This is a genomic window from Micromonospora sp. 4G55, assembly GCF_016803375.1.
Genome location: NZ_JAEVHN010000028.1, coordinates 1 through 24,277, shown reverse-complemented (window position 1 = coordinate 24,277; position 24,277 = coordinate 1). Strand labels below are relative to the sequence as shown.

Below are 24,277 nucleotides of genomic sequence, written 5' to 3'. Positions count from 1 at the left end.
GACCGGCGGCCGCGGCCGGGCGTCCCGCCAGCCGCCGGACCGCCGCGTCGGGCCCGTGGTGCCGGCGCCCACTGGCAGGCTGCCGGAGCGGTCAGACGATCAGCAGGATGCCCACCACGACGAGGGGAACCGAGACGAACAGAGAGATGCCGATCCCGGTGAGCACCCGCCCACCGCCGGCGTCCTCCCGCTCCGGCGCCAGCCCGAACGTCGACCGGGCGCCCAGCATGCCGATCCGGCTCAGGGTGAGGTCTCCGGTCACCGCCAGCAGGAGGCCGACCACCACGAGCGCGATGCCCAGCCGGTGGAGGAAGTCCCCACCGCTGACCGCCACCCAGATCCCGACCCCGACCGCGGCGACCGCCACCGCGATCACGAAGAGCACCAGCGCCTCGCCCAGACCCTTGACCACTGTCATCCGGCGTCACCCTTCCCGTTGTGGTCGACCGAAAGGCATCCTTCCCGGTCGATCGGCCCGCCGCTGCCCCGGAAGGCGGCGGCGGGCCGGTCGTCAGCCGCCGTCAGGAGCGGTCCGGCAGCTGACGGTTGTCGGGCGGGGCGGCGCGGCTGGGCGACGGGGCGGCGGGAGCGGTGACCACGTCCGGTGCGACCGGGGCAGGCGGCAGGGTGGCGCGGCCGGTGACGGGCAGGGTCAGCGTGCTGCGCCCGAGGTCCACCGAGACGGTGGCGTCCCGGTCGTCGGTCTCGGTGAAGCCCGGGTCGCTCTGGGCGAGCACGAGACCGAGCACGTGACCGGCCGGCAGCACCGCGTCGTACGCGTTGAGCGGCAGGGTGATCGTGTACCAGCGGTCCGGACGCAGCGGGCTGGTGAACCGCAGGGACCGGTGGTGCGCCGCGTCGAGCCAGCCGCGGGTGAGGACGCCGTGGTCGGTGACCGCGGTGATCTCGGCCGTGTCCCGGTAGCAGGCGTCGTCGGCCACGGTGGACTCCCCCCAGCACGACTCGGTGGCCAGCGTCCGGACCCCCTCCGAGCTGCGGTACTGGATCCGTTCCGCGGTGCCGTAGTCGACGAGTCGCGCGCTCAACGCGGTGGTCGGCCGGTCGACCCTGATCCGCAGGCGCACCGACGGCGTCCCGGAGATCCGCAGCGGCGCGGTCAGCGCGCCGGAGAGGAACACCAGCCGTCCGGCGCGGGCGCTCGTCGGCTCGGTGACCACCTGCGGCTCGGTCAGCGACTCGTCGGTGTACGCCCGTACCACGCCCGGACGGGCGCCCGGACCGCCGAGCGTGCCCGTCGTGCCGTCGCCGGCGCCCATTGCCACCGGGACGTTCCGGGTGCCCGGGGCCGGCCAGTCGCGCTGCTCGGTCCAGACCCCCGGGGCGGTCTCCAGGGTGGCCCGGGGCTCCCGCATGACGTCGTTGGGCAGGCCCTGCAGCCAGTAGTCGAACCAGCGGTGCAGGGTGGCGACCCACTGGGCCCGGCGGACGTCGAACGGATCCTCGTGCCCGGCCTGGTAGAGCCAGAGCTTGCGGGGCACCTGCCGGTCGGCGAGCGCGTCCCACCAGCGGGCGAACTGGCCGGTGGTGACGTTCAGGTCGTTGACGCCGTGCGCGACCAGCACGCTCGCCCGGACCTGCTCGGCCGAGCGGCGGTAGTCCCGCTCGGCCCAGTACGCGTTGTAGTCGCCGGTGTCCTCCGCGCTGTCCGCGCGCAGCCGGGCGAGCACGGCGGCGCACGCCTCGGCGGGCCGACCGTTGACCACCTGGTGCAGGTAGGCGGGGTAGTCCGACGCCCGCAGCAGGCCCCGGTAACGCTGGTAGTCGTACCAACTGGAGATCGCGGAGATCGGCACAATGGTCTCCAGGCCCCGCACGCCGGTGGCCGCCACGCCGTTGGCGACCGAGCCGTCCCACGACTTGCCGATCATGCCGACCCGGCGGGTGCTCCACGACGCGGTGACCGGCTCGCCGTCCAGCGTGAAGCCGCGGGCCCGGCCGTTCAGCCAGTCCACCACCGCCTTCGCCCCGGCCACCTCGGCCCGGCCGCCGACGTCCTCGCAGCCGGTGGCGCGGGCGGTGCCGCTGAGGTCGACCGCGGCGAAGGCGTATCCGCGGGGGACGAACCAGTTGTCGTAGAAGAGCGGGGCCTTGGCGATCACGCCGTTCGCGTCGTACGTCTTGCGTTCGCTCTCGTTGCCCCGGCCGCAGCAGTGGTAGTACGGCGAGGCGTCCATGATGACCGGCACCCGGACGCCGGCCTGCGCCGCCTCCCGGGGCCGGACCAGGTCGACCATGACCCGGTCCCGCACGCCGTCGCCGTCGGCGTCGGTCGGCGTCTCGACCTGGACGCTTTCCCGGACGGCGTCGGCGTAGGAGTAGACCGGCACGGTGTGGTCGCCGGCGATGTGCGGCTGGGCGACCGGCCGGCCGGGCGCGGCGTGGGGTGGGGGCGGCGGGGGCGGCCGTGAGCAGCAGCGCCGTGAGGGTGGCGGCGGCCAGCGCCCGGCTTCGGACAGGCGTCATCGTGGTCCTTCCGACGGGTACGGCAGGTCAGGCCATTCCACCCCATCGATACAGCTCCTGCCTAGTGTCCGGTGTCGACCCGGTCACTTTCGGCGACATCGGAGGGTTGACCATCGACATCCGTCTTCGTAACGTTCGGCGGGACCGTCCACTTTCCCTCCACCGGCGAAGGGACCTCCGTGGCACGACGACGCAGTCTCTCCCTGATCCTGGCCGCGGCGCTGCTCTCCGGCGGCACCGTGGCCCTCTCCCCCACCGGCGCCGGCGCCTTACCGCCGCGTCCCGAGGACGAGTACCGGCCGGTGCGCGGGCCCTCCGCCCCCGCCGAGTACCGCTATCTGCAGAAGACCGTGCGCGGCGAGACGCTGCCCCGGCACGCCTACGACACGGCGGCGAAGGAAGGGGCCCGGCTGCCCACGGTCGGCGGCCGGTGGACCTCGGTCGGGCCGACGAACATCGGCGGCCGGATCACCTCGCTCGCGCTGGACCCGCACCGCCCCGACACCGTCTACGCGGCGCGCCAGCGGCGGGGTCTGGGTGAGCCGGGACGCCGGCAACCGCTTCGAGCCGGCTTGGCCGGACGGCTGGACCCAGGCGATGGGCGCGGTGGCGACCGGCCCGGACGGCACCCTGTACGCCGGCACCGGCGAGGTCAATCCGGGTGGTGGCAGCGTCACCTACGAGGGCACCGGCCTGTACGCCTCCCGCGACGGCGGCCGGAGCTGGCGGTCGCTGGGCCTGCGCGACTCGGGGGCGATCGGCGCGATCACCGTCGACCCGGCCGACCCGAAGCGGATCTTCGTGGCCGCCGCCGGATCGCTCTACAACGGCGGCGGCGACCGGGGCGTCTACCGCTCCACCGACGGCGGTGCGACCTGGCAGCGGATCCTCGCCGGGGCCAACGAGTTCACCGGCGCGACCGAGGTGCTGATCGACCCGCGCGACGCCGACCGGCTCTACGCCGTGCTCTGGGACCACCGCCGCACCCCGGACCTGCGCACCTACGGGGGCGTCGGCTCAGGGGTCTTCCGTTCCCTCGACGGCGGAGCGACCTGGGCGCGCCTGGCGGGTGGCCTGCCGGCGGCCGGCCGGAGGTGGGCCGGATCGGTCTGGGCCAGTCCGTCTCGGACCCGGACCGGCTCTACGCGATCGTCAACTCCACCGCCGGCCCGTTCGCCGGCTTCTACGGCAGCAGCGACGGCGGCGACGCCTGGACGCGGCTGCCGGACACCCCGGAGCTGACCACCTCGCAGTCCACCTTCGGCTGGTGGTTCGGCAAGGTCTGGGTCGACCCGGACGAGCCGCAGCACGTGCACGTCGCGGGCGTGCCGCTGCTGACCACCAAGGACGGCGGGCGGACCTGGACGGCGGACAGCAGTTCCACCCACGTCGACCACCACGCGATGATCTGGGACCCGCGCCGTCCGCAGCGGGTCTACCTCGGCAACGACGGTGGGACGTACCGCTCGGACGCCGACGGGGACGGCGGCTGGGTGAAGGCCACCCACGAGCCGTACACCCAGTTCTACAGCGTGGCGATCACGCCGCAGGACGTCAGCCGGATCTCCGGCGGCGCCCAGGACAACGGCTCGCTGCGCTCGTGGGGCGGCCCGGCCTTCAACGAGTACCTCGGCGGGGACGGCGAGGAGAACCTGATCAACCCGACCGACAAGGAGAACGTCTACGCCTGCTACCAGTACGGCAACTGCTTCTTCTCGACCGACGGCGGCGAGACGATGACGTACTTCGGCAACCGGGTCACCGCGGCCCGGCGCAACTGGTTCACCCCGGTGGTCTTCGACCCGCGCGACCCGGCGGTGATGTACTACGGCGCCAACGTGCTCAACCGGTCGACCGACGGCGGCCGGACCTGGACGGTGATCAGCGGCGACCTGACCGGCGGACCGGCCGCGACCCGATCTACACCAACTACGGCACCATCACCACGGTCGCCCCGGCCGGGGACGGCCGGACCGTCTACGTCGGCACCGACGACGGGCGGGTCTGGGTGACCCGGGACCTGGGCGGCTCCTGGCAGCTCCTGCTCTCCGGGCAGCCGTGGGTCACCCGCGTCGTGGTCGACCCGCGGCGGGCCGACCGGGTGTACGTGACGCTGTCCGCGTACCGGTCGGGCTCCCAGCGGCCGTACCTGCTCGGCTCGCTCGACGGGGGCCGGCACTTCCACGACCTCAGCGGCACCCTGCCGAAGGCGCCGGTCAACGACCTGGCCATCGGCAAGGGGCTGACCCTCTACGTCGGCACCGACCAGGGCGTGTTCGTCAGCCCGACCGGCGGCGGGGTCTGGCTGCGCCAGGGCCGGGGCCTGCCGTTGGTCCCGGTCGACGACATCGAGTACGACGGCACCAACCACCGCCTCGTGGCGGGGACCTTCGGCCGGGGCATCTACGCCGTCCGGGTGCCCTGAGTGTCACGGCTGCCGGAGCCGGACGCGACGAGACTGCCGCGTCCGGCCCCCGGCAGCGCGGGTGTCAGCGCCCTTCCTGCTGCAAGCGCTGCATGAGCATCTGCTTGGCCTGGTCACCCGCCTTGCGGTTGTTCTCCTGAATCTTGCTGAACCAGGTGACCAGTTCCGAATCGCCTCGCTGCTCCGCGTCCGCGATGTAGGTGTCCATCCGGTAGATGTTGTCCAGCGACATCTGCAGGACGTGGATCAGGTCGTAGTTCTTGTCCCGTACCGGGCTCTTCTGCTCCTTGACCGCGGTCGCCATGGCGTACCTCCCCTGTCTCGGCTTCCGAACGCGCCAGCGCTTACCCGGCCTCGGTCCGTTCACGCCGCAGGCCCGCCGGGAGCTGCACGCCAGCCGGAACGGTTACCGGGCGGCCCGCTCGGGTACGGGGGGCCGCATGGCGGAACTGGCAGCCCTCGGGATCGTCCGGCACGGCGAGAGCACGGCGAACGTCGCCGCGACGGCCGCGGAGACGTCCGGCGCCGAGCTGATCGACCTGACCCACCGGGACGCCGACGTGCCGCTGTCGGACACCGGCGAGGAGCAGGCCCGGGCCACCGCCCGCTGGCTCGCCGGCCTGCCGCCCGAACGCCGGCCCGACGTGGCGGTGGTCTCGCCGTACCTGCGGGCGGTGCGCACGGCCGAGCTGGCGCTGGCCGGCACCGGCATCCCGGCCAGCCGGGACGAGCGGCTGCGCGACCGGGAACTGGGCATCCTCGACGGCCTGACCGGGCACGGCGTGCAGCGCCGCTTCCCCGAGGAGGCCGCCCGCCGCCGCCGGCTCGGCAAGTTCTACTACCGCCCACCGGGCGGCGAGTCCTGGACCGACCTGGCGCTGCGGCTGCGGGCGCTCCTGGGCGACCTGCGCCGCGACCACGAGGGACAGCGGGTGCTGCTGTTCGGCCACGACGCGCTGGTCTTCATGCTCCGCTACCTGGTGGACGGACTGACCGAGGCCGAGCTGATGGCGCTCACCCGGGAGCACGTGATCGCCAACTGCTCAGTGACCGGCTGGTCGGCCGACCCCGAGGGCCGCCTCGTCCTGGACACCTTCAACGACGTGACGCACCTGCGCCGGCAGGGCGCCCGACCGACCAGGGAGGACGAGGTCCATGCCGAACCGGTCTGAGACGCGGGTGATCACCCCGGCGCTGCTGCGCGACTGGGCGCTGCCGGTGCCCACCGGCGGCAAGGAGCACCGGGGCACCGTGCTGGTGGTCGGAGGTTCCCGCTTCACCCCCGGCGCGGTGCTGCTGGCCGGCGTGGCCGCGCTGCGCGCCGGCGCCGGGGTACTCCAGCTGGCCGCCGCCGAGTCGACCGCCGCCGCGCTGAGCATCCAGGTGCCGGAGGCGCTGGTGATCGGCCTGCCCGAGACCGGGGACGGGGCGGTCGCCGGCGATCCGGGCGACCGGCTCGGCGAGCTGGTCGGGCAGGCCGACGTGGTGGCGGTCGGTCCCGGCCTCAACGACATCGACGAGACCCGGGCGCTGCTGCGCCTGGTCCTCGACGCCGCCGCGCCGGAGACGCCGCTGGTGCTGGACGCGTACGCGCTGGGCGCGCTCAGCCACCAGCCGGACCTGCTGGTCGGCGCGGGCCGGCCGGTGGTGCTCACCCCCAACGTGACCGAGGCGCGGCACCTGCTGGGCCGCGAGCCCGGCGCCGACCTGGACGCCGAGCGCGCGAGCTGGCCCGCCGGTACGACGCGGTGGTCTCGCTCTACGGCCACATCGCCACCCCCGGCGGCGAGTGCTGGCGGGAGGAGAGCGGCGACGCGGGCCTGGGCACCTCGGGCAGCGGCGACGTCCGCTCCGGGCTGCTGGCCGGGCTGCTGTCCCGGGGGGCGACGCCGGCGCAGGGCGCCTGCTGGGCCGCCTGGGCGCACGCGGTCAGCGGCCAGCGGCTGGTCCCCCGGTTCGGGCGGATCGGCTTCCTCGCCCGGGAGTTGCTGGACGAGATTCCGCACACGCTGGCGACCGTGTGACGGTCAGCGACCAACCGAACGGATGTGTGTAACGACACACCGCGCTCCTACGCTGTTGGTTCGGAAGCGGGCATCCCGCCCTCTTCCCGCCGGCCGCTCCCCACCAGGGGGCGTACCCGGCTGGAGACAGCCCCTGGGAGTCTGTGTGAAGAACCTTCGTCGCAAGACACTGGCTGCCGCGTCCGCCATGACCCTCGGTGTCGGCCTCGCCGTCGCCGGCGGGCTGGCCCCGGCCACGGCCGCCGGCCCGGACACCACGTTCCTGGTCCTGGCCCCGCAGGGTGCCACCACCGGGAAGGCGGCGGCCCGGGTGGCCGCGGCCAAGGGCACCGTGGTGGCCACGTACGACCAGATCGGCGTGCTCGTCGTCCGCTCGACCAACCCCGACTTCGCCACCGACGTGGCGGGTGCGGGCGTCGAGTCGGTCGCGTCCACCGCCGGCCTGGGCACCGCGCTCCAAGACAGCGAGACCGTCGAGGTCTCCGCGGCCGAGGCGGCGAACATCACCGCCGACCCGACCAAGGAGCCCCTCTACGGTCAGCAGTGGGACATGCCGATGATCGACCTCCCGCAGGCCCACGCCGTCAACGCCGGCAACTCCGGCGTGGTGGTGGGCGTGCTGGACAGCGGCATCTCCAGCAGCCACCCCGACCTGGCCACCCAGATCGCCAAGGACAAGAGCACGTCCTGCATCGGCGGCACGGTGGACACGGCCGAGGCGGCCTGGAACCCGACCACCTCCGACCACGGCACCCACGTGGCCGGCACCATCGCCGCCGCCGTCAACGGCGTCGGCGTGGCGGGCATCGCGCCGGGCGTCAAGCTCGCCGCGGTGAAGGTGGTCAACGACGACGGCTACATCTTCCCGGAGGCCGCGGTCTGCGGGTTCATCTGGGCCGCCGAGCACGGGTTCCAGCTGACCAACAACAGCTACTACATCGACCCGTGGGAGCTGAACTGCCGCAACGACGCACGCCAGCGTCCGGTGTGGCAGGCGGTCCAGCGGGCCATCCGTTACTCGTCGAACAAGGGCGTGCTGAACGTGGCGTCCGCGGGTAACTCGAACTACGACCTCGCGCACAAGCTCGACGACTTCGGCAGCCCGAACAACGGGACGCCGGAGGAGCGCGAGAACCTCACCAACGCCTGCCTCGACCTGCCGGCCGAGGCGCCGGGCGTGGTGACCGTGTCGGCGGTCGGCCCGACCGGCCAGAAGAGCTACTACTCCTCGTACGGCCAGGGGGTCATCGACGTGACGGCGCCGGGTGGCGACACCCGCTACCGCACGCAGGGCGTCCGCTCCACGCTGACCGACGGGATTCTGTCGACCACCTTCAACACGGCGACGAAGACCAACGGCTACGGCTACAAGCAGGGCACCTCGATGTCCGGCCCGCACGCCACCGGCGTCGCGGCGCTGGCGGCGTCGGCGCACCCGGGCATGAGCCCCGGTCAGCTGGCCTCGTTCCTGGAGCGCACCGCCGTGGCGCAGTCCTGCCCGGACGGCGTCTACAACCCGGTGCCGCTGATCTCGACCGGCCCGCACGCCTACGACGCGACCTGCTCCGGCGGCGAGCGCAACGGCTTCTACGGCGCCGGCATGGTCAACGCGTACAACGTGGTGAAGTAGCAGCACGGCACGACCAGTGGTGGGGCCCGGCGGAACACGCCGGGCCCCATCCGTTTCCCCAGCTCACCCTCGGGGTACCGGGGCAGACGTCAGTCGGAATCAAGGAGGTCTGCCGGTGTCCACCGATGCCATCGTCCTGCTCAAAGAGGACCACAAGGAGATGCGCCGCCTCTTCAAGGAGTTCCAGAAGGCCGAGGAGGGCCCGGCCAGCAAGCGCCAGCAGCTCGTGAACCAGATCCTCGAAGCCCTGACGGTGCACACCTACCTGGAGAACGAGGTGATGTACCCGGAGGTCCGCAAGCTCCTGCCCGACCTCGAGGACGACATCCTCGAGTCGTACGAGGAGCACCACGTGGCCGACCTGCTCTGCGCGGAGCTGGCCGCGATGGACGCCTCCGACGAGCGCTTCGTCGCCAAGACCACGGTGCTGATCGAGAACGTCGAGCACCACGTCGAGGAGGAGGAGCAGGAGTGGTTCCCGAAGGTGCGCGAGGCCCTCGGCCGCAACCAGCTCCAGGAGATCGGTGAGCGGATGATCGCGATGCGCAAGGACGCGCCGCGTACCCCCACGGCCCCCAAGGCGATCAAGAAGGCCGTCGACGCCGTGACCGCCTGAGCGCCACCTTCGCACGGGGCCCGGCCGTCGGCCGAGCCCCGCGCGCGTCACCAGGCGGTCGGCGGCACCCCGTCCGGCGCCGGCAGGATCTGCCGCACCCGCCCCGGGGGTACGCCCCGCGCCGCCACTCCCGGGGGTAGCCCACCGAGACCTCCTCGAAGCGGACCCCGTCGTACCAGGTGGTCCGGGGGATGTGCAGGTGCCCGTAGACCACGGCGGCGGCGTCGAAGCGGCGGTGCCAGTCGGCGGTGGCCTCGGTGCCGCACCACTGGGCGAAGATCGGGTAGCGCAGCACTCGGGTCGGTTCCCGTACCAGCGGCCAGTGGTTGACCAGCACGGTCGGCAGGGCCGGCTCCCGCTCGGCGAGGCGGCGGGCGGTCCCGGCGACCCGGGCCGCGCACCACTCGTGGCGGCTCGGGTACGGGTCGGGGTGCAGCAGGAACTCGTCGGTGCAGACGATTCCCGTCCGGTACGCCTCGGCCAGGGCGGCCTCGCGGGTGTCGAAGCCCGCCGGCCGCCAGCTGTAGTCGTAGAGCAGGAACAGCGGCGCCACCAGCACCGGCCCGCCCGGCCCCCGCCACACCGGATACGGGTCCTCCGGGGTGAGCACGCCCAGCTCCCGACACCGTCGCACCAGGTGCTCATAGCGGGCCACGCCCCGCAGGTGACCGGGTCGCCCTGCGGGGTCCACAGCTCGTGGTTGCCGGGCGCCCACACCACCGTGTCGAACCGCTCGGCCAGCAGACCCAGCGCCCACTCGACGTCGGCGGCGGTGTCGCCCACGTCCCCGGCGACGATCAGCCAGTCGCGGGGCGAGGACGGGCGCAACGCCTCGACCAGCGCCCGGTTCTCCGCGTACCCGACGTGCAGGTCGCTGATGGCGACCAGGCTGCCGCCGGCGTCCTCGGATGGCATCCGCCGATCGTACGCAGACCGGGCCGCGGGCGTGGGGGCCGCGCGGCGGCGGCGCGTCAGTCCGCCGAGCCCGGCTCGGCCATCTGCTGTGCCCACCACCGACCCGCCCGACCACCCCGTCCGGCGAGGTCGAGCGGGCCCCGCCACGGCGACCCGGTAGGATCGGCGCGGGCCGTGACTGGCGCGTGGGGATGGAGCACCATCGGGAAGCGGTCCCGTCATGAGGACGCACGCCGAGCGCCTGGGCCTTCCGCACGTCTGTAGGAGGTCGCATGTCGCTGAACGCCGAATCCACCGCATTCCGCAGCGCGCTCGAGGTGATCCGCGCCGTCGAGCCCCGGGTGGCCGACGCCATCGGCGCCGAGCTGGCCGACCAGCGCGAGTCGCTCAAGCTCATCGCCAGCGAGAACTACGCCTCCCCGGCCACCCTGCTGGCCATGGGCAACTGGTTCAGCGACAAGTACGCCGAGGGCACCGTCGGCCGCCGCTTCTACGCCGGCTGCCAGAACGTGGACACCGTCGAGGCGCTGGCCGCCGAACACGCCAAGGAGCTGTTCGGCGCCGCGCACGCGTACGTGCAGCCGCACTCCGGCATCGACGCCAACCTGGTGGCGTTCTGGGCGATCCTGGCCGACCGGGTGGAGTCCCCGGCGTTGAAGAAGGCCCAGGTACGCCAGGTCAACGACCTCACCGAGGCGGACTGGTTCGCGCTGCGCCGGGAGCTGGGCAACCAGCGGATGCTCGGCATGTCGCTGGACGCGGGCGGCCACCTCACCCACGGCTTCCGGCCGAACATCTCCGGCAAGATGTTCGACCAGCGCAGCTACGGCACGGACCCGGCCACCGGCCTGATCGACTACGACCGGGTGGCCGAGGCGGCCCGGGAGTTCAAGCCGCTGATCCTCGTCGCCGGCTACTCGGCGTACCCGCGGAAGGTGAACTTCCGGATCATGCGGGAGATCGCCGACTCGGTCGGCGCCACCTTCATGGTCGACATGGCGCACTTCGCCGGCCTGGTCGCGGGCAAGGTCTTCACCGGCGACTTCGACCCGGTGCCGCACGCGCACATCGTCACCACCACCACCCACAAGTCGCTGCGCGGCCCGCGCGGCGGCATGGTGCTCTGCGGCCCGGAGCTGGCCGACCAGGTGGACCGGGGCTGCCCGATGGTGCTCGGCGGTCCGCTGCCGCACGTGATGGCCGCCAAGGCCGTCGCGCTGGCCGAGGCCCGCCGCCCCGACTTCGCCGACTACGCCCAGCGCATCGTGGACAACGCCCAGGCGCTCGCCGAGGGCCTGGTGCGCCGTGGTACGAAGCTGGTGACCGGCGGCACCGACAACCACCTGGTGCTGCTCGACGTCTCCGGCTACGGGCTGACCGGCCGGCAGGCCGAGCAGGCGCTGCTGGACTCCGGCATCGTCACCAACCGCAACGCGGTCCCGCAGGACCCGAACGGCGCCTGGTACACCTCGGGCATCCGGATCGGCACCCCGGCGCTGACCACCCGGGGCCTCGGCGTCGCCGAGATGGACGCCACCGCCGAGCTGATCCACACCGTGCTCACCCAGACGACGCCGGGTGAGTCCAAGGCCAAGTACGTCCTCGACCCGGCGCTGGCCGACAAGATCAGCAAGCAGGCCACCGAGCTGCTGACCGGCTTCCCCCTCTACCCCGCCGTCAACCTGGCCTGACCCCACCCGCACCTCCCGACGCCCCGCCCGGCCCTGCCCGGCGGGGCGTCGCCGTCCATCCCCTCCCTTCCCCGGTTGATCAAGAAGTTCGGGTCACGGGAATGCGCTCTCCCCGACGCGAACCTCTTGATCACCGAGGTCGTCGGCGGGGTGCGGGCGGGCCGGGTCAGGGGGTGTGGTGGGCGCGGTTGCGGAGGGCGCGGAGGCGGTGCAGGACGTCGGTGCCGCCCCGGCCGAAGTGGTCGTGCAGGGCCCGGTACTCGGCGTACAGCTCGTCGTAGGCGGCAGCGCGGGCCGGGTCCGGGTGGAACGTCTCGCGGTGCGGCGCACCCATCGTCTCCGAGGCGGTCGACACGTCCGGGTACGCCCCGCCGGCCACCGCCGCGTGGATGGCCGCGCCCAGCGCCGCCGGCTGCGCCGCGTCCAGCACGTGCAGCGGCCGGCCGAGCACGTCGGCGTAGATCCGCAGCAGCAGCCGGTTGGCGGTGAGGCCACCGGCGGCGGTCAGCTCGCGCACCGGCACCCCGGCGGCGGTGAACGCCTCGACCACGGTCCGCGCCCCGAACGCGGTCGCCTCCAGCAGCGCCCGCCAGATCTCCTCCGGCCGGGTCGCCAGGGTCAGGCCGAGCAGCACCCCGCTCAGCTCGTGGTCCATCAGCACCGAGCGGTTGCCGCTGTGCCAGTCCAGCGCGAGCAGCCCGTGCCCGCCGACCGGCTGCTCGGCGGCGAGCGAGTCCAGCAGCTCGTACGGGCTGACGCCCCGCCGCCGCGCCTGTTCGGCGTACGACGCGGGCAGCGCCCGGTCGACGTACCAGGCGAAGATGTCGCCCACCCCGCTCTGCCCGGCCTCGTACCCCCCAGCTGCCGGCGCTCACCCCGCCGTCGACCACTCCGCACACGCCGGGCACCTCGTGGCAGTCGTCCGCGTTCATGATCAGGCAGGTGGAGGTGCCCAGCACCGCGAGCATCCGCCCGGGCGCGACGCAGCGGGCGGCCGCGGCGGTGACGTGCGCGTCGATGGCACCGACCGCCACCGGGGTTCCCTCCGGCAGGCCGGTCCAGCCGGCCGCCTCGGCGGTGAGCGTCCCCGCCCGGGCGCCCAGCGCGGCCAGCGGCCGTCGACCTTGGCCAGCAGCCCGGGCAGCGCCGGGTGCAGCGCGGCGAGGAACTCCGGGGACGGCTCGCGGCCGTCCTGGGCGCAGCCCCTTGAAGCCGGCGGCGGAGACGTTGCGGGTCTCCCGCCCGCAGAGCCGCCACACGATCCAGTCGGCGGCCTCGATCCAGCGTTCCGCGGCGTCGAAGACCTCCGGGTCGGCCTCCAGCAGCTCCAGCGCCTTGGCCAGCTGCCACTCGGCCGAGACCCGGCCGCCGTAGCGGCCCAGCCAGGTCTCGCCGCGTTCGCGGGCGACGGCGTTGATCCGGTCGGCCTGGGGTTGGGCGGCGTGGTGCTTCCACAGCTTGGGCCAGGCGTGCGGCCGGTCCCGCAGCCCGGGCAGCGTACAGAGCGGGGTGCCGTCGGCGAGCGTCGGCAGCACCGTGCAGGAGGTGGCGTCCACGCCGACGCCGACCACGTCGCGCGGGTCGACCCCGGCGGCGGCCAGCGCGGCGGGCACCGCGATCCGTAGCACCGCCAGGTGATCGGTCGGGTCCTGCAGGGCCCAGTCCGGGGGCAGCGGCGGGCCGTCGGGCAGCCGGTCGGTGAGCACCCCGTGCCGGTACGGGTGCACCGCGCTGCCCAGCTCGGCGCCGTCGTCGACGGCGACCACCACCGCCCGGCCGGACAGCGTGCCGAAGTCCACGCCGACGGCGTACCGCTGCCTCACCCTCGCCCTCCCGTCCCCGCCGGCGGACCCATCCCCGACGGAAGGCCACGCTAGCAACCGCGCGGGATCAGGCGAGCGGACGCTTCAGGTGGTAGCGGTGCACCTCGGTGCTGCCCTGCACGTTGTTCACGTCCTCGGCGGCGGAGACCAGCTCCCAGCCCTCCCGGCCGGCGCGGTTGAGGTGCGCGATCGCGGTGTCGCCGTACGCCGTGATGTCGGTGCGCGACCCGTCCGGGCCGTACCAGACGAACGAGACGTGGAAATTGCGTCCCTGCCCCTGGTAGCGGCGGACCAGCAGGGCGTACTCCCAAGCGACCATGGCGTCCATTATGGTCGCTGCGGGCCGGCCACCGGAACCACGACGGCCGCTGGGCCGCCGGCGGTCAGCCGGCCACCGGAGATCCCGCCACCGCGGCGGAGCCGGTCGCCAGGTCGGCACGGGTGGGTGGGTCGGCGCCCCGTCGGCCGCAGGTCCACGCGGCGACGCGAGCGGCCTGGCGGAGCACGGCGGTGAGAACGTCCGGCCCGACGGCGGGCAGGGCCGTCCGGCGCACCGCGCCGAGCAGGTCCCGGTCGTCCAGCGCCGCCAGCAGCCCCGCCGTGAACGCGTCACCCGCCCCGACGGTGTCCACCACGGTCACCGGCAGCGCCGCGACCCGTACGGCACATCGACGGGTGGCCGCCCACGCCCCATCGCCGCCCTGGGTCACCACCACGACGGACGCCCCCGCCGCCAGCCAGTCGTGTCCCGCCCGCTCGTACCGGCGACCCGGGTAGAGCCAGGCCAGGTCCTCCAGGCTCACCTTGACGATGTCGCTCGCCGCCACCAGTTCCTCGACCCGGTGCCGCGCCGCCACCGGGTCGCCCATCAGCGCCGGCCGGCAGTTCGGGTCGTAGCTGATCGTCGTGGTGTCCCGCCGGGCCCGCACCAGCGCCAGCACGTCGTCGGCACCCGGGCGCAGCACGGTGGCGAGGGAGCCGGTGTGCAGGCAGACCTCGGCCGGGCCCGGCCGCACGGTGAGCACGCCGTCGGGAAAGGACCGCCACCCGATGTCGAAGTCGTACGCCGCCTGTCCGTCCGGGCCCACCCGGGTCCGGGCCACGCTGGTGCCCGGCAGGTCGACCACCGAGGCCGGATCCAGCCGTACGCCGCTGCCGCTCAGGTGGGCGCGCAGCGTCCGCCCGTACGCGTCGTCGCCGAGCTGGGTCAGCAGGCTGGTGGGCTGACCCAGCCGGGCGAGCGCGACGGCGACGTTCGCGGGGCTGCCCCCGGGACGGGCCACCGTCTCCCCCGGCCCGTGCTCGATCAGGTCCACCAGGGCCTCGCCGACTACCGTGATCACGTCGTTCCTCTCCTGCCAGGGCCTGCTGGCGCCCCGTCCACCGCTGCCACCGGCTCAGCCCGCCGCCCTGCCCGGTGTCTCCTCGAGGGTGGTCGCGCCGGTCATGATCGCCACCGCCTCGGGCATCGTGTGCGACCGTGGGGTCACCACGCCGGCGCAGCGGCCCAGCCGCTGGATGTGGATGCGGTCGGCGACCTCGAACACGTGCGGCATGTTGTGGCTGATCAGGATCACCGGCAGACCCCGCGAGCGGACCTCCTCGATCATCCTGAGCACCTGGTTGGACTCCTTCACGCCGAGCGCCGCGGTCGGCTCGTCCAGCACGATCACCTTGCTGCCGAAGGCCGCGGCCCGGGCCACCGAGACCGCCTGCCGCTGGCCACCGGAGAGGGTCTCCACCGCCTGCGTCACGTTCTGCAGCGTGCCGATGCCGAGGTCGGTGAGGGCCCGGGTGGCCTCCCGTCGCATGCCCTTCTGGTCGAGCATCCGGAACACCGACCCCAGCACCCCGCGTCGGCGCTTCTCCCGGCCCAGAAAGAGGTTGCTCGCGATGTCCAGCGCCGGCGCCACGGCCAACGTCTGGTAGACGGTCTCGATACCGGCCTCGCGCGCGTCCTGCGGTCGCTTGAACTGCGCCGGCCTGCCCTCGAGGAAGAGTTCCCCGGAGTCGGGGGTCAACGCTCCGGTCAGGCACTTGATCAGCGTCGACTTGCCCGCGCCGTTGTCGCCGATGACGGCGAGCACCTCGCCGGGGTACAGGTCGAGGTCCACCCCGTCGAGCCCGACGACCTTGCCGAACGTCTTGACCAGGCCGCGGGCCGAGAGCACCGGGGAGCGCTGCGCGCTGTCCGGCGCACCCGACCGGTCGGCCGGCGTGTGCGTGGTGGTGGCGGTCATGACCTCACCTTTCTGATCCACTGGTCCACGGCCACGGCGAGGATCACCAGCAGGCCCACCGCCAGTACCCGGTACTGGTCGTCGACCCCGGCGAGGGAGAGGCCGCTGCGGAAGAAGCCGACGATCAGCGCGCCGAGCAGGGTGCCGAGCACCGCGCCCCGGCCGCCGAAGAGGCTGGTGCCGCCGATGACCACGGCCGTGATGCTCTCCAGGTTGGCGTCGGTGATGGCGTTCGGACTGGCCGCGCCGGCACGTCCGATCAGGATCCAGGCGGTGATGCCGTAGATCGCGCCGGCGACCACGTAGACGCTCAGCAGGACCCGGTCGACCCGGATGCCGGCGAGCCGGGCGGCCTCCTTGTCGTCACCGACGGCGTAGACGTGCCGGCCCCAGGCGGTCTTCGCCAGGGCGAAGCCGACCGCGAGGTAGAGGACGACGACCGCGACGACACCGGCGGTGATCCGGAACCGTCCCACCGGGAAGGACTCGCCGGTCCAGCTCAGCACCGCTGGCAGGTCGGTGGCCTGCACGCTCTGGCCGCCGGAGTAGAGCAGCCCGATGGCGGTGAAGACGCTGAGCGTGCCGAGCGTGACGATGAAGGGCGGCAGCTTCAACCGCGTCACCAGCGTCCCGTTGAGCGCTCCCGCGGCGGCGCCGACCGCGACGGCGAGGACGATGGCGAGGAGGCCGGGCAGCCCCTGCTCCTCGGCCAGCTTGGCCGCGAGCATCATGGCCAGGATCGTGATGGCGCCGACCGACAGGTCGATCCCGGCGGTCAGGATGACCAGTGTCTGCCCGACGGCGAGCGCGCCGATGACCGCGACCTGCTGCAGGACGAGCGACAGCGAGTTCGGCGAGGCGAACCGCGGGTTGAGGGTGGAGAAGACGACGAACGAGATGACCAGTACCAGGAACGGGCTGATCGCGGGGTGTGCGTGCAGCAGGTGCTGGACGCGTTGCAGTGGCGACTGCCGGCGCAGGGCGAACTGCTGCGCGGCGGTGGCCGGTGGTGTCGTGGTGGTCACGGCGGGCTCCCTGCCGTTGTCGACGGTGGCGGACGGGCCGTCCGGCCGACGGCCCGGGGTGGCGATTCCCCGGGCTCCTCGGCCGTGGCGGTGGTGGCTCAGCCCCAGCAGCGCTGCGCGCCGTCGGTGCTGGTGATGCTCTCGACGCCGGTGGCCGCCTTGTCGGTGACCAGGGCGACGCCGGTGTCGAAGAAGTCCAGGCCCTCGGAGGTCTTCGGCTTCTCCCCGTCGTTCGCGATCTTCTTGATCGCCTGCACGCCCAGCTCGGCCATCTTCAGCGGGTACTGCTGGGAGGTGGCGCCGATGATCCCGTCCTTGACCTGGCGGACGCCGTCGCAGCCACCGTCGACGGACACGACCAGCACGCCCTGGGTCCGGCCCGCCGCCTGCAGGGCCTTGTGGGCTCCGACGGCGGCCGGCTCGTTGATGGTGTAGACCACGTTGATGTCCGGGTTCCTGGTCAGGCAGTTCTCCATCGCCGTGCGACCGCCGTCCTCGGCGCCGTTGGTCGGCTCGTTGCAGGCGATCGTGTAGGTGCCGCCCGAGTAGCTGCCCGTCTTCGCCTCGTCGCCGTTCTTCTTCCGGTCGGCGGTGGCGATCCCCATCCCGGTCAGGAAGCCCTGGTCGCGGTCGTAGTCGACCGAGACGACCTTGTCGTTGAACAGGTCCAGCAGAGCGATGGTCGCGGGCTTCCCGGCGAGTTGGGCCGCCGTCCACCTGCCGATCAGCTCTCCGGCCTTGAAGTTGTCGGTGGCGAACGTGATGTCCACCGTGTCGGCCGGGTCGGGCGGGGTGTCCAGCGCGATGACGTAGAGCCCGGCGTCGCGGGCCTTCTTGATGGCCGGGTTCACGCCGGGGCCGTTCGGGGTGATGAGGATGCCCGCGTCACCCCGGGCGATCGCGTCCTCGATGGCCTGCACCTGGCTGGCCTCGTCGCCGTCCTCCTTGCCGGCCGCCAGGGTCAGCTTCACGCCCTCCGCGTCGGCGGCCTTCCTCGCGCCCTGCTGCATGGTGACGAAGAACGGGTTGGTGGAGTTCTTGGTGATCAGCGAGACGGCGACGGTCTTGCCGCCGGTTTCCGAACCGCCGTCGCCCGAGCTGTCGCCGCACCCGGTGACGACCAGGCTGGTGGCCGCCGCGGCGGCGACCAGCAGGGCCGCGCGGCGGCGGACGATGCGCTGGATCATGTGTTCTCCCTCAATGACCCCCGGCGGGACCGGAGGGCTGATGACAACGATGTCAGCGCAGTTTCAAGTGAGCACCGCAGAGATGTCAATGGGTTAACACCGGGTTTTTGCTAGCCGAGGCGTAACTCGGGCGTAACCCTTGACATCGATGTCAGTCCCGCACAGGATTCGCCACGGGCGGACCCCCGGCACCGGGAGCCGGCGCCGGACGCTCTCGACGGACGGAGGACGGGGATGAGGATTCGCCGATGGCTGGCCGTGGCCGCCGCGACTCTCGTGGCGCTTGTGCCGGGCGCTGCCGGGGCGTCGACCGCGACCAGGGACGAGCCGTACCGACCACAGGTCCACTTCAGTCCGGAGCGCAACTGGATGAACGACCCCAACGGGCTGGTGTGGTACGAGGGCGAGTGGCACCTCTTCTACCAGTACAACCCCGAGGGCACGCAGTGGGGGAACATGTCCTGGGGCCACGCGGTCAGCCGGGACCTGCGACACTGGAAGGAGCTGCCGGTCGCCATCCCGTACTCCGCGGACGAGCACATCTTCTCGGGCTCGGTCGTGGTCGACGAGCGCGACACGTCCGGCTTCGGCGCCCCGGGCGCCCCGGCCATGGTCGCCGTCTACACCAGCTGGTACCCGGCCACCGGCATCCAGGCCCAGTCGCTGGCCTACAGCACCGACCGCGGTCGCACGTGGACGAAGTACGCCGGCAATCCCGTGCTCGACCTTGGTTCCCGCGAGTTCCGCGACCCGAAGGTCTTCTGGGACACCAGATCCGGGCAGTGGACCATGGCGGTCGTGCTCGCCACCGAGCACAAGGTCAGCTTCTACGGCTCCCCCGACCTCCGCTCATGGCGTCACCTGAGCGATTTCGGCCCGGCCAACGCCATCGGCGGCGTGTGGGAGGTGCCAGACCTGTTCGAGCTGCCGGTCGACGGCGACCCGCAGCACCGCAAGTGGGTCCTGGTGGTCAACCTGAACCCCGGCGCGGTGGCCGGCGGATCGGGGGCGCAGTACTTCATCGGCGACTGGGACGGCACCACGTTCACCGCCGAGACCGTGGTGGAGAGCGAGCCGGCGCCGCCGGCCGGAAAGCTCTTCGCCGACTTCGAGGGCGACTACGCGGGATGGACCGTCGAGAACGATCCGGCGTCGGGGCCCGGCCCGTTCGGGACCGGGCCGTATCCCGGTACGGTGCCCGGCCAGCAGCAGGTCAGCGGCTTCCAGGGCCGGGCCCTCGTCAACAGCTTCCTCGGCTTCGACGCGCCCCGGGGCCGGATGGTCTCCCCCGACTTCGACATCGACCAGGACTACCTGAACCTGCTCGTCGGCGGCGGCGCCCACCCGCACCTGCCCGGCACCACCACCGACGCCGTGCCCGCCGACGCCGACCCGGTGCTCGACTTCGAACTGCCCGACGGGCAGACGTACGAGCAGGCGGGCTGGACCGCGACCGGCGGGCTGCGCGGCCGTGCGCCGGTGGTGGGTCCGGCCCGCTCGGAGCGGGGCCACGTCGGCGAGAAGCTGCTCACCACCTTCTACGAGGCCGACTCCACGACCGGCACGCTGACGTCGCCGGCCTTCACCATCGACCGCGACCACCTGGGCCTGCTCGTCGGCGCCGGCGGTCACCTGGACGCCGGCGCGGGCCGCACGGTGGTCGAGCTGCTCGTCGACGGCCAGGTGGTGCGAACCGGCACCGGGAACTTCTCCGGCTTCATGAACTGGCGCGGCTGGGACGTGACCGAGTTCCGGGGTCGCAGCGCCCGGTTGCGGATCGTCGACGAGCACACCGGCGGCTGGGGGCACCTGCTGGTCGACCACCTCGTCGCGACCGACAAGCCGGTGCTGCCCCGGTCGTGGAGACCGCGGTCAACCTCGTCGTGGACGGCGAGGTGGTCCGGACCGCCACCGGCAGGGACAGCGAGCGCCTGGACTGGGTGAGCTGGAACGTACGCGACCTGACCGGCCGGCGGGCCCACCTGGAGATCAACGACTTCAACTCCGGCGGCTGGGGGCACATCCTCGTCGACCACGTCATGTTCGCCGACCGGCCGGCGATCGGCGAGCTGGAACGCTACGACTGGGTCGACTACGGCAAGGACTTCTACGCGGCCGTCTCGTACGACAACGTCCCCGGCGGCCGGCGCGTCCTGATCGGCTGGATGAACAACTGGCAGTACGCCGGCAGCATCCCCACCTCTCCCTGGCGGGGCGCGATGGCCCTGCCCCGGGAGTTCGGGCTGAAGACCATCGACGGCGAGGTGCGCCTCGTCCAGCAGCCGGCCGGGCAGCCGACCGCCCTGCGTGGTGGCGGCGCGGCGTTCACGCTGCGCGACGCCACCGTGCCGTCCGGGGTGCTCGACCTGCCTTCGGCGGCGAACGGCAGCGTGCTGGAGATCCAAGCGGAGTTCGAGCTCCGCGACGCGGACCGCTTCGGCCTCCAGGTCCGCGCCGGCGAGCAGGAACGCACCCTGATCGGGTACGACGTCGGCGCCCGGCGCCTCTTCGTCGACCGGACGCGCTCCGGCCTGGTGGACGTCGGTCCGCTCTTCCCCGGCGTGCACTCCGGCCCGCTGTCGGTCGATGGGAACCGGGTGCGGATGACGGTGTACGTGGACCGCTCCTCGGTCGAGGTGTTCGGCGGAGCGGGCGAGACCACCATCACCGACCAGGTCTTTCCGTCGCCCACCAGCGATCGGACCCGCCTCTTCGCCGAGGGCGGGGCGGTGCTCGTACGGTCGCTGACCGTCCGGCCGCTGCGTTCGGTGTGGCGATAACCTGGGCTCGATCATGTCGGTCGGGGCCACGGCGTACGTCGTGGCCCCGCCCTCGCCGCCGCACCCGCCCCGGTAGGAGCGCCCATGCACGCTGCCGCCTCCGCAACGACGAGCACCGGCAAGGCCCGACCGACGCTGCGGGACGTTGCCATGCTCGCCGGAGTCAGCCCGAAGACGGTCTCCCGGGTCGTCAACGGCGAGGCCGGCGTGTCCGCACCCAAGACCGCGGCGGTGCAGCGGGCGATCGCGCAACTGGACTACCGGCCCAACTTCACCGCGAGCAGCCTCCGCCGGTCCAGCGGCCGCAGCGCGGCGATCGCCGCCGTGCTGGAGGATCTGGCCAACCCCTTCTCGGCCGCCCTGCACCGGGCGCTGGAGGACGCCGCCCGGGACCGGGGGGTCCTCATCTTCGCGGGCAGTGTCGACGAGGACCCGGAGCGGGAACGCGAACTCGTCCGGGCCTTCACCCGGCGGCAGGCCGACGCCCTGGTCGTCGTCCCGGCCAGTGACGACCAGCGGTACCTCGCCGGCGAGGTCAGCACCGGCACCCCGGTGGTCTTCGTCGACCGGCCGCCGGTCGGTCTGCCGGTGGACGCCGTCCTCACCGACAACCACGAGGGCGCGGCGGCGGCGGTGCACCACCTGATCCGACACGGACACCGCGACATCGCCTACCTGGGCGACCTACGGAGCATCCCGACGGCGCGCCAGCGGTTCCAGGGCTACAAGGAAGCGCTCAGCGACCATGGCATCCGACCGTCGCCCGCGACCATCGTGCACGACCTGCACACCGAGCGGCCTCGGAGGAGGCCGTGCGCCGGCTGCTGTCCGCCGGTTCAGCGCCCACCGCGCTGTTCACCGCGCGGAACCTGGTCACCGTCGGGGCCATCCGGGCGCTGCAGCAGCTCGGCCGGCAGTACGAGGTCGCGCTGGTCGGCTTCGACGACTTCCCCCTCGCCGACCTTCTCCAGCCGGCCGTCACGGTCGTCGCGCAGGACCCGTCCGAGATGGGTCGGGTCGCCGCGTCACTGATCTTCCGGCGGCTCGACGGGGAACAGTGGCGGCCGACGACCCACCTGGTGGCGAGCCGGCTGATCCCCCGGGGCTCGGGCGAGCTCAGCGGACCGCATCGCGACTGACCAGCGCGGTGGGCGAGCCGGTGGCCGTCACCTCGTCGGCGACCAGCGCGGCGAGCCGGTCCAGGCCGAGGTCGATCTGGTCCGGGGTGACCGCGCTGACCGACAGGCGCAGCGCGTCGACCGGCGCGCCGTCGTCGTAGAAGTGCGCCATCGGGGTCCACAGCACGCCGTAGCGCTCCGCCGAGCGGCGCAGCAGCGCGTCGTCGACCGGGAACGGCACGGTGACCACCGCGAAGAACCCGCCGGCCGGCGCGTTCCAGCGCACCGGCGACGGGGCCGGGAACCGCCGGGCCAGGCCGGCGAGCAGGTGGCGCAGGTTGCGGCCGTACGCCGCCCGCTGGCGCACGTTGGCGGTGACCAGCGAGCAGTCGTGTTCCAGCAGCGCCCCGCCGATGATCGCCTGGGCCAGCGGCGAGGTGTTCACGGTGACCATGCTCTTGATCCTGGCGAGCTGGTCGGCGAGGAGCCCGACGGCGCCGTCCCGCCCGGCGACCCGCTGGTCGGCGACCACGTACCCGACCCGCGCGCCGGGCAGCACCGTCTTGGCGAACGAGCGAGGTAGACCACCCGACGCCGGGTGTCCAGCGCCTTGAGGGTGGGCAGCCGGCCCTGCTCGCCGGCCGGGAAGAGGCCGTACGGGTTGTCCTCGATCAGCAGCAGCTCCTCCTCGGCTGCCAGGTCGAGCAGGCGCCGCCGGTCCTCCAGGCTGATACTGGCGCCGGAGGGGTTGGCGAAGTCCGGCATCACGTAGCAGGCCCGGGGCCGTAGTCCCTCGGCGCGGGCTCGGCGCACCTGGTCGCGCAGGTCGGCCAGGTCCACCCCGGTCGGGCCGCCGGCCACCGGCCGCACCGGCAGGTCCAGCAGGCGGGCCGCGCCGGTCAGCCCGACGTACGTCGGGGCCACCGCGAGCAGCACGTCCCGGGGCCCGGCGCGCAGCGCGCGCAGCACCAGGAACATCGCCTCCTGGCAGCCCACCGTGACGACGACCGCCTCGGGGTCGACGTGGACGCCCTCGTCGACGGCGAGGTTGCGGGCGACGAGCTGATGGACGACGCCCTTGGTCCGGCCGTACTGGAACAAGGTGCGCCGCGCCTGCTCGGGGCGCTGCCCGAGGTCCTCGACGAGGTGCCGGCGGAACCGGTCCAGCCAGCGGCGTGGCGCGTCGTCGTCGAAGAACTCCTCGCACGGGCGGCCGGCGGCCAGCGACACCGCGTCCGGCCAGTGCTGGGCCACCTCGTTGAGGAAGTTCATCGAGTTCAACGCCGGGTCGTCGACGGCCGGATGCAACGAGGCGAGGTCCAGGTCGACTGGTTCGTCCACGGCTCAACCTCCGGTCAGGGTACGCAGGTCGCGGGCCGCCGCCGGGTCGGCGCAGCCGGCGAGGGTGAGCGCGTCGCGCAGTTCGGTGGCGAGCAGCGCCAGCGCCGTCTCCGCGCCGGCCCGCCCGCCGGCCGCCAGGGCCCAGAGCATCGGCCGGCCCAGCAGCACCCCGGTCGCGCCGAGGGCGAGCGCGCGCAGCACGTCGGTGCCGCTGCGGATGCCGCTGTCCAGCAGCACCTCGGCGCGCCCGTCGACGGCGGCGACCACCTCGGCAGCACGGTGGCGGTGGCGGGGGCGCCGTCGAGCTGCCGGCCGCCGTGGTTGGAGACCACCACGGCGTCCGCGCCGACCTGCACCGCCCGCACCGCGTCGCGCGGGTCGAGGACGCCCTTGACCAGCAGGGGCAGCGGGGTACGGTCCCGCAGCCAGTCGAGGTCGGCCCAGGTCAGCGCGGGGGCGAAGACCGCGCCGGTGTGCGCGCGATCGCCGACACCCCGGGCGTGCCGGTGTGGGCGAGGTCGTCCCGGCCGCCGGGCAGGTTCGCCGCGGTGACGTCCGGCGGCAGCGCGAAGCCGTTGCGCACGTCGCGCCGCCGCCGGCCGAGCACCGGCACGTCGACGGTCACCATCAGCGCGGCGCAGCCGGCGGTGTGGGCCCGGTCCAGCAGGTCGGCGACCAGCCCCCGGTCGCGCAGCCAGTACAGCTGGAACCAGACCGGCCCGGCGCCGGCGGCGGTCACCTCCTCGATGGTGGTGCTGCTCAGCGTGCTGAGCGCGTAGGGCACCCCGGCCGCGCCGGCGGCCGCCGCCAGCGCCGACTCACCGTCGGGGTGCAGCAGCCGCTGGTACGCCATCGGCGCGACCGCCACCGGCATCGCCTGCTCCCGGCCGAGCAGCGTCGCCGCCGTGCGGGGATCGTCCACCCCGGTGAGCATCCGGGCAGCACGGCGACCCGGTCGAGGGCGCCCGGTTGGCGGCG

At 73.4% G+C, this 24,277-nt stretch carries 18 protein-coding genes, 5 pseudogenes and 1 riboswitch; of the genes and pseudogenes, 11 read left to right on the top strand and 12 right to left on the bottom strand.

Annotation, left to right across the window (positions count from 1 at the left end; genetic code table 11):
* Positions 1–91: 91 nt before the first annotated feature.
* Positions 92–418 (bottom strand): hypothetical protein, encoded by a 327-nt coding sequence (locus JNW89_RS04745; protein ID WP_238447865.1) that lies wholly within the window; start codon positions 416–418, stop codon positions 92–94.
* Positions 419–521: 103 nt separating this feature from the next.
* The gene (locus JNW89_RS04740) at positions 522–2,348 is read right to left on the bottom strand and encodes a Xaa-Pro dipeptidyl-peptidase (protein WP_238447864.1); all 1,827 of its coding nucleotides are present in this window, start codon (positions 2,346–2,348) and stop codon (positions 522–524) included.
* Positions 2,349–3,021: 673 nt separating this feature from the next.
* Between JNW89_RS04740 and JNW89_RS04735 the strand changes: the two genes are divergently transcribed.
* Both JNW89_RS04735 and JNW89_RS04730 read left to right on the top strand, forming a co-directional pair.
* On the top strand, positions 3,022–3,726 hold the full coding sequence (locus tag JNW89_RS04735) for a hypothetical protein (protein ID WP_238447863.1): 705 nt from the start codon (positions 3,022–3,024) through the stop codon (positions 3,724–3,726).
* Positions 3,727–4,492: 766 nt separating this feature from the next.
* Entirely contained in the window at positions 4,493–4,909 is a 417-nt protein-coding gene (locus tag JNW89_RS04730; RefSeq protein ID WP_238447862.1) for a hypothetical protein, read from the top strand.
* 64 nt (positions 4,910–4,973) lie between these two features.
* Here JNW89_RS04730 and JNW89_RS04725 read toward each other — a convergent pair whose 3' ends face one another.
* On the bottom strand, positions 4,974–5,213 hold the full coding sequence (locus JNW89_RS04725) for a hypothetical protein (protein WP_238447861.1): 240 nt from the start codon (positions 5,211–5,213) through the stop codon (positions 4,974–4,976).
* Between the two features lie 136 nt (positions 5,214–5,349).
* On the opposite strand from JNW89_RS04725, the gene JNW89_RS04720 reads away from it, so the two are divergent.
* The 5 genes and pseudogenes from JNW89_RS04720 (at position 5,350) to JNW89_RS04705 (ending at position 9,179) form a co-directional block, all read left to right on the top strand.
* On the top strand, positions 5,350–6,081 hold the full coding sequence (locus tag JNW89_RS04720) for a histidine phosphatase family protein (RefSeq protein WP_238447860.1): 732 nt from the start codon (positions 5,350–5,352) through the stop codon (positions 6,079–6,081).
* Positions 6,065–6,541, top strand: a pseudogene (locus JNW89_RS36485) (NAD(P)H-hydrate dehydratase); the annotation flags it as partial. The gene JNW89_RS04720 and the pseudogene JNW89_RS36485, both read left to right, overlap by 17 nt.
* Positions 6,542–6,657: 116 nt before the next feature.
* A complete protein-coding gene (locus tag JNW89_RS36480; protein ID WP_309139947.1) occupies positions 6,658–6,933 on the top strand; it encodes an NAD(P)H-hydrate dehydratase in 276 nt (91 codons plus the stop codon).
* Positions 6,934–6,955: 22 nt separating this feature from the next.
* Entirely contained in the window at positions 6,956–8,563 is a 1,608-nt protein-coding gene (locus JNW89_RS04710; protein WP_306344805.1) for a S8 family serine peptidase, read from the top strand.
* A 115-nt stretch (positions 8,564–8,678) separates the two neighbouring features.
* The gene (locus tag JNW89_RS04705; protein ID WP_179805259.1) at positions 8,679–9,179 is read left to right on the top strand and encodes a hemerythrin domain-containing protein; all 501 of its coding nucleotides are present in this window, start codon (positions 8,679–8,681) and stop codon (positions 9,177–9,179) included.
* Positions 9,180–9,226: 47 nt separating this feature from the next.
* On the opposite strand, the pseudogene JNW89_RS04700 reads toward JNW89_RS04705, so the two are convergent.
* Positions 9,227–10,094: pseudogene (locus tag JNW89_RS04700) on the bottom strand (metallophosphoesterase family protein).
* Positions 10,095–10,258: 164 nt separating this feature from the next.
* Positions 10,259–10,348, top strand: a riboswitch (ZMP/ZTP riboswitch).
* Positions 10,349–10,366: 18 nt separating this feature from the next.
* Here JNW89_RS04700 and JNW89_RS04695 point away from each other — a divergent pair.
* Positions 10,367–11,785 (top strand): glycine hydroxymethyltransferase, encoded by a 1,419-nt coding sequence (locus JNW89_RS04695; RefSeq protein ID WP_238447859.1) that lies wholly within the window; start codon positions 10,367–10,369, stop codon positions 11,783–11,785.
* 166 nt (positions 11,786–11,951) lie between these two features.
* Here JNW89_RS04695 and JNW89_RS37505 read toward each other — a convergent pair whose 3' ends face one another.
* The 6 genes from JNW89_RS37505 to JNW89_RS04665 form a co-directional block, all read right to left on the bottom strand.
* Positions 11,952–12,617: an FGGY-family carbohydrate kinase gene (locus tag JNW89_RS37505; RefSeq protein ID WP_309139946.1), complete on the bottom strand. Its 666-nt coding sequence runs from the start codon at positions 12,615–12,617 to the stop codon at positions 11,952–11,954.
* A gap of 1,058 nt (positions 12,618–13,675) precedes the next feature.
* Complete coding sequence (locus tag JNW89_RS04685) at positions 13,676–13,936, bottom strand: hypothetical protein (protein ID WP_238447858.1); 261 nt, start codon at positions 13,934–13,936, stop codon at positions 13,676–13,678.
* 55 nt (positions 13,937–13,991) lie between these two features.
* Positions 13,992–14,951, bottom strand: a complete 960-nt coding sequence (locus JNW89_RS04680; RefSeq protein WP_238447857.1) for a carbohydrate kinase — start codon at positions 14,949–14,951, stop codon at positions 13,992–13,994.
* Positions 14,952–15,005: 54 nt separating this feature from the next.
* A complete protein-coding gene (locus tag JNW89_RS04675) occupies positions 15,006–15,848 on the bottom strand; it encodes an ATP-binding cassette domain-containing protein (RefSeq protein ID WP_238447856.1) in 843 nt (280 codons plus the stop codon).
* The gene (locus tag JNW89_RS04670) at positions 15,845–16,873 is read right to left on the bottom strand and encodes an ABC transporter permease (protein WP_238447855.1); all 1,029 of its coding nucleotides are present in this window, start codon (positions 16,871–16,873) and stop codon (positions 15,845–15,847) included. The genes JNW89_RS04675 and JNW89_RS04670 overlap by 4 nt, the downstream gene beginning before the upstream one ends.
* A gap of 98 nt (positions 16,874–16,971) precedes the next feature.
* Entirely contained in the window at positions 16,972–18,060 is a 1,089-nt protein-coding gene (locus tag JNW89_RS04665; RefSeq protein ID WP_238447854.1) for a substrate-binding domain-containing protein, read from the bottom strand.
* A gap of 234 nt (positions 18,061–18,294) precedes the next feature.
* Between JNW89_RS04665 and JNW89_RS04660 the strand changes: the two genes are divergently transcribed.
* The 3 genes and pseudogenes from JNW89_RS04660 to JNW89_RS38550 all read left to right on the top strand — a co-directional run bounded on the left by JNW89_RS04660 (position 18,295) and on the right by JNW89_RS38550 (position 21,979).
* Entirely contained in the window at positions 18,295–20,004 is a 1,710-nt protein-coding gene (locus JNW89_RS04660; RefSeq protein ID WP_238447853.1) for a glycoside hydrolase family 32 protein, read from the top strand.
* Positions 19,920–20,840: a GH32 C-terminal domain-containing protein gene (locus tag JNW89_RS04655; RefSeq protein WP_238447852.1), complete on the top strand. Its 921-nt coding sequence runs from the start codon at positions 19,920–19,922 to the stop codon at positions 20,838–20,840. The genes JNW89_RS04660 and JNW89_RS04655 overlap by 85 nt, the downstream gene beginning before the upstream one ends.
* 84 nt (positions 20,841–20,924) lie before the next feature.
* Positions 20,925–21,979 (top strand): annotated as a pseudogene (locus JNW89_RS38550) (LacI family DNA-binding transcriptional regulator).
* Here the strand turns inward: JNW89_RS38550 and JNW89_RS04640 are convergent.
* Together JNW89_RS04640 and JNW89_RS04635 are read right to left on the bottom strand one after the other, a co-directional pair.
* Positions 21,957–23,306, bottom strand: a pseudogene (locus JNW89_RS04640) (PLP-dependent aminotransferase family protein). The pseudogenes JNW89_RS38550 and JNW89_RS04640 sit on opposite strands and share 23 nt — an antisense overlap.
* Positions 23,303–24,277, bottom strand: a pseudogene (locus tag JNW89_RS04635) (alpha-hydroxy acid oxidase); the annotation flags it as partial. The pseudogenes JNW89_RS04635 and JNW89_RS04640, both read right to left, overlap by 4 nt.

Excerpts from the sequence above, each read along its gene's own strand:
- JNW89_RS04710 (WP_306344805.1), top strand. The coding sequence starts at position 6,956 with ATGTGTGTAACGACACACCGCGCTCCTACGCTGTTGGTTCGGAAGCGG.
- JNW89_RS04725 (WP_238447861.1), bottom strand. The coding sequence starts at position 5,213 with ATGGCGACCGCGGTCAAGGAGCAGAAGAGCCCGGTACGGGACAAGAAC.
- JNW89_RS04675 (WP_238447856.1), bottom strand. The coding sequence starts at position 15,848 with ATGACCGCCACCACCACGCACACGCCGGCCGACCGGTCGGGTGCGCCG.
- JNW89_RS04660 (WP_238447853.1), top strand. The coding sequence starts at position 18,295 with ATGAGGATTCGCCGATGGCTGGCCGTGGCCGCCGCGACTCTCGTGGCG.
- JNW89_RS04720 (WP_238447860.1), top strand. The coding sequence starts at position 5,350 with ATGGCGGAACTGGCAGCCCTCGGGATCGTCCGGCACGGCGAGAGCACG.
- JNW89_RS04685 (WP_238447858.1), bottom strand. The coding sequence starts at position 13,936 with ATGGACGCCATGGTCGCTTGGGAGTACGCCCTGCTGGTCCGCCGCTAC.
- JNW89_RS04665 (WP_238447854.1), bottom strand. The coding sequence starts at position 18,060 with ATGATCCAGCGCATCGTCCGCCGCCGCGCGGCCCTGCTGGTCGCCGCC.
- JNW89_RS04695 (WP_238447859.1), top strand. The coding sequence starts at position 10,367 with ATGTCGCTGAACGCCGAATCCACCGCATTCCGCAGCGCGCTCGAGGTG.
- JNW89_RS04745 (WP_238447865.1), bottom strand. The coding sequence starts at position 418 with ATGACAGTGGTCAAGGGTCTGGGCGAGGCGCTGGTGCTCTTCGTGATC.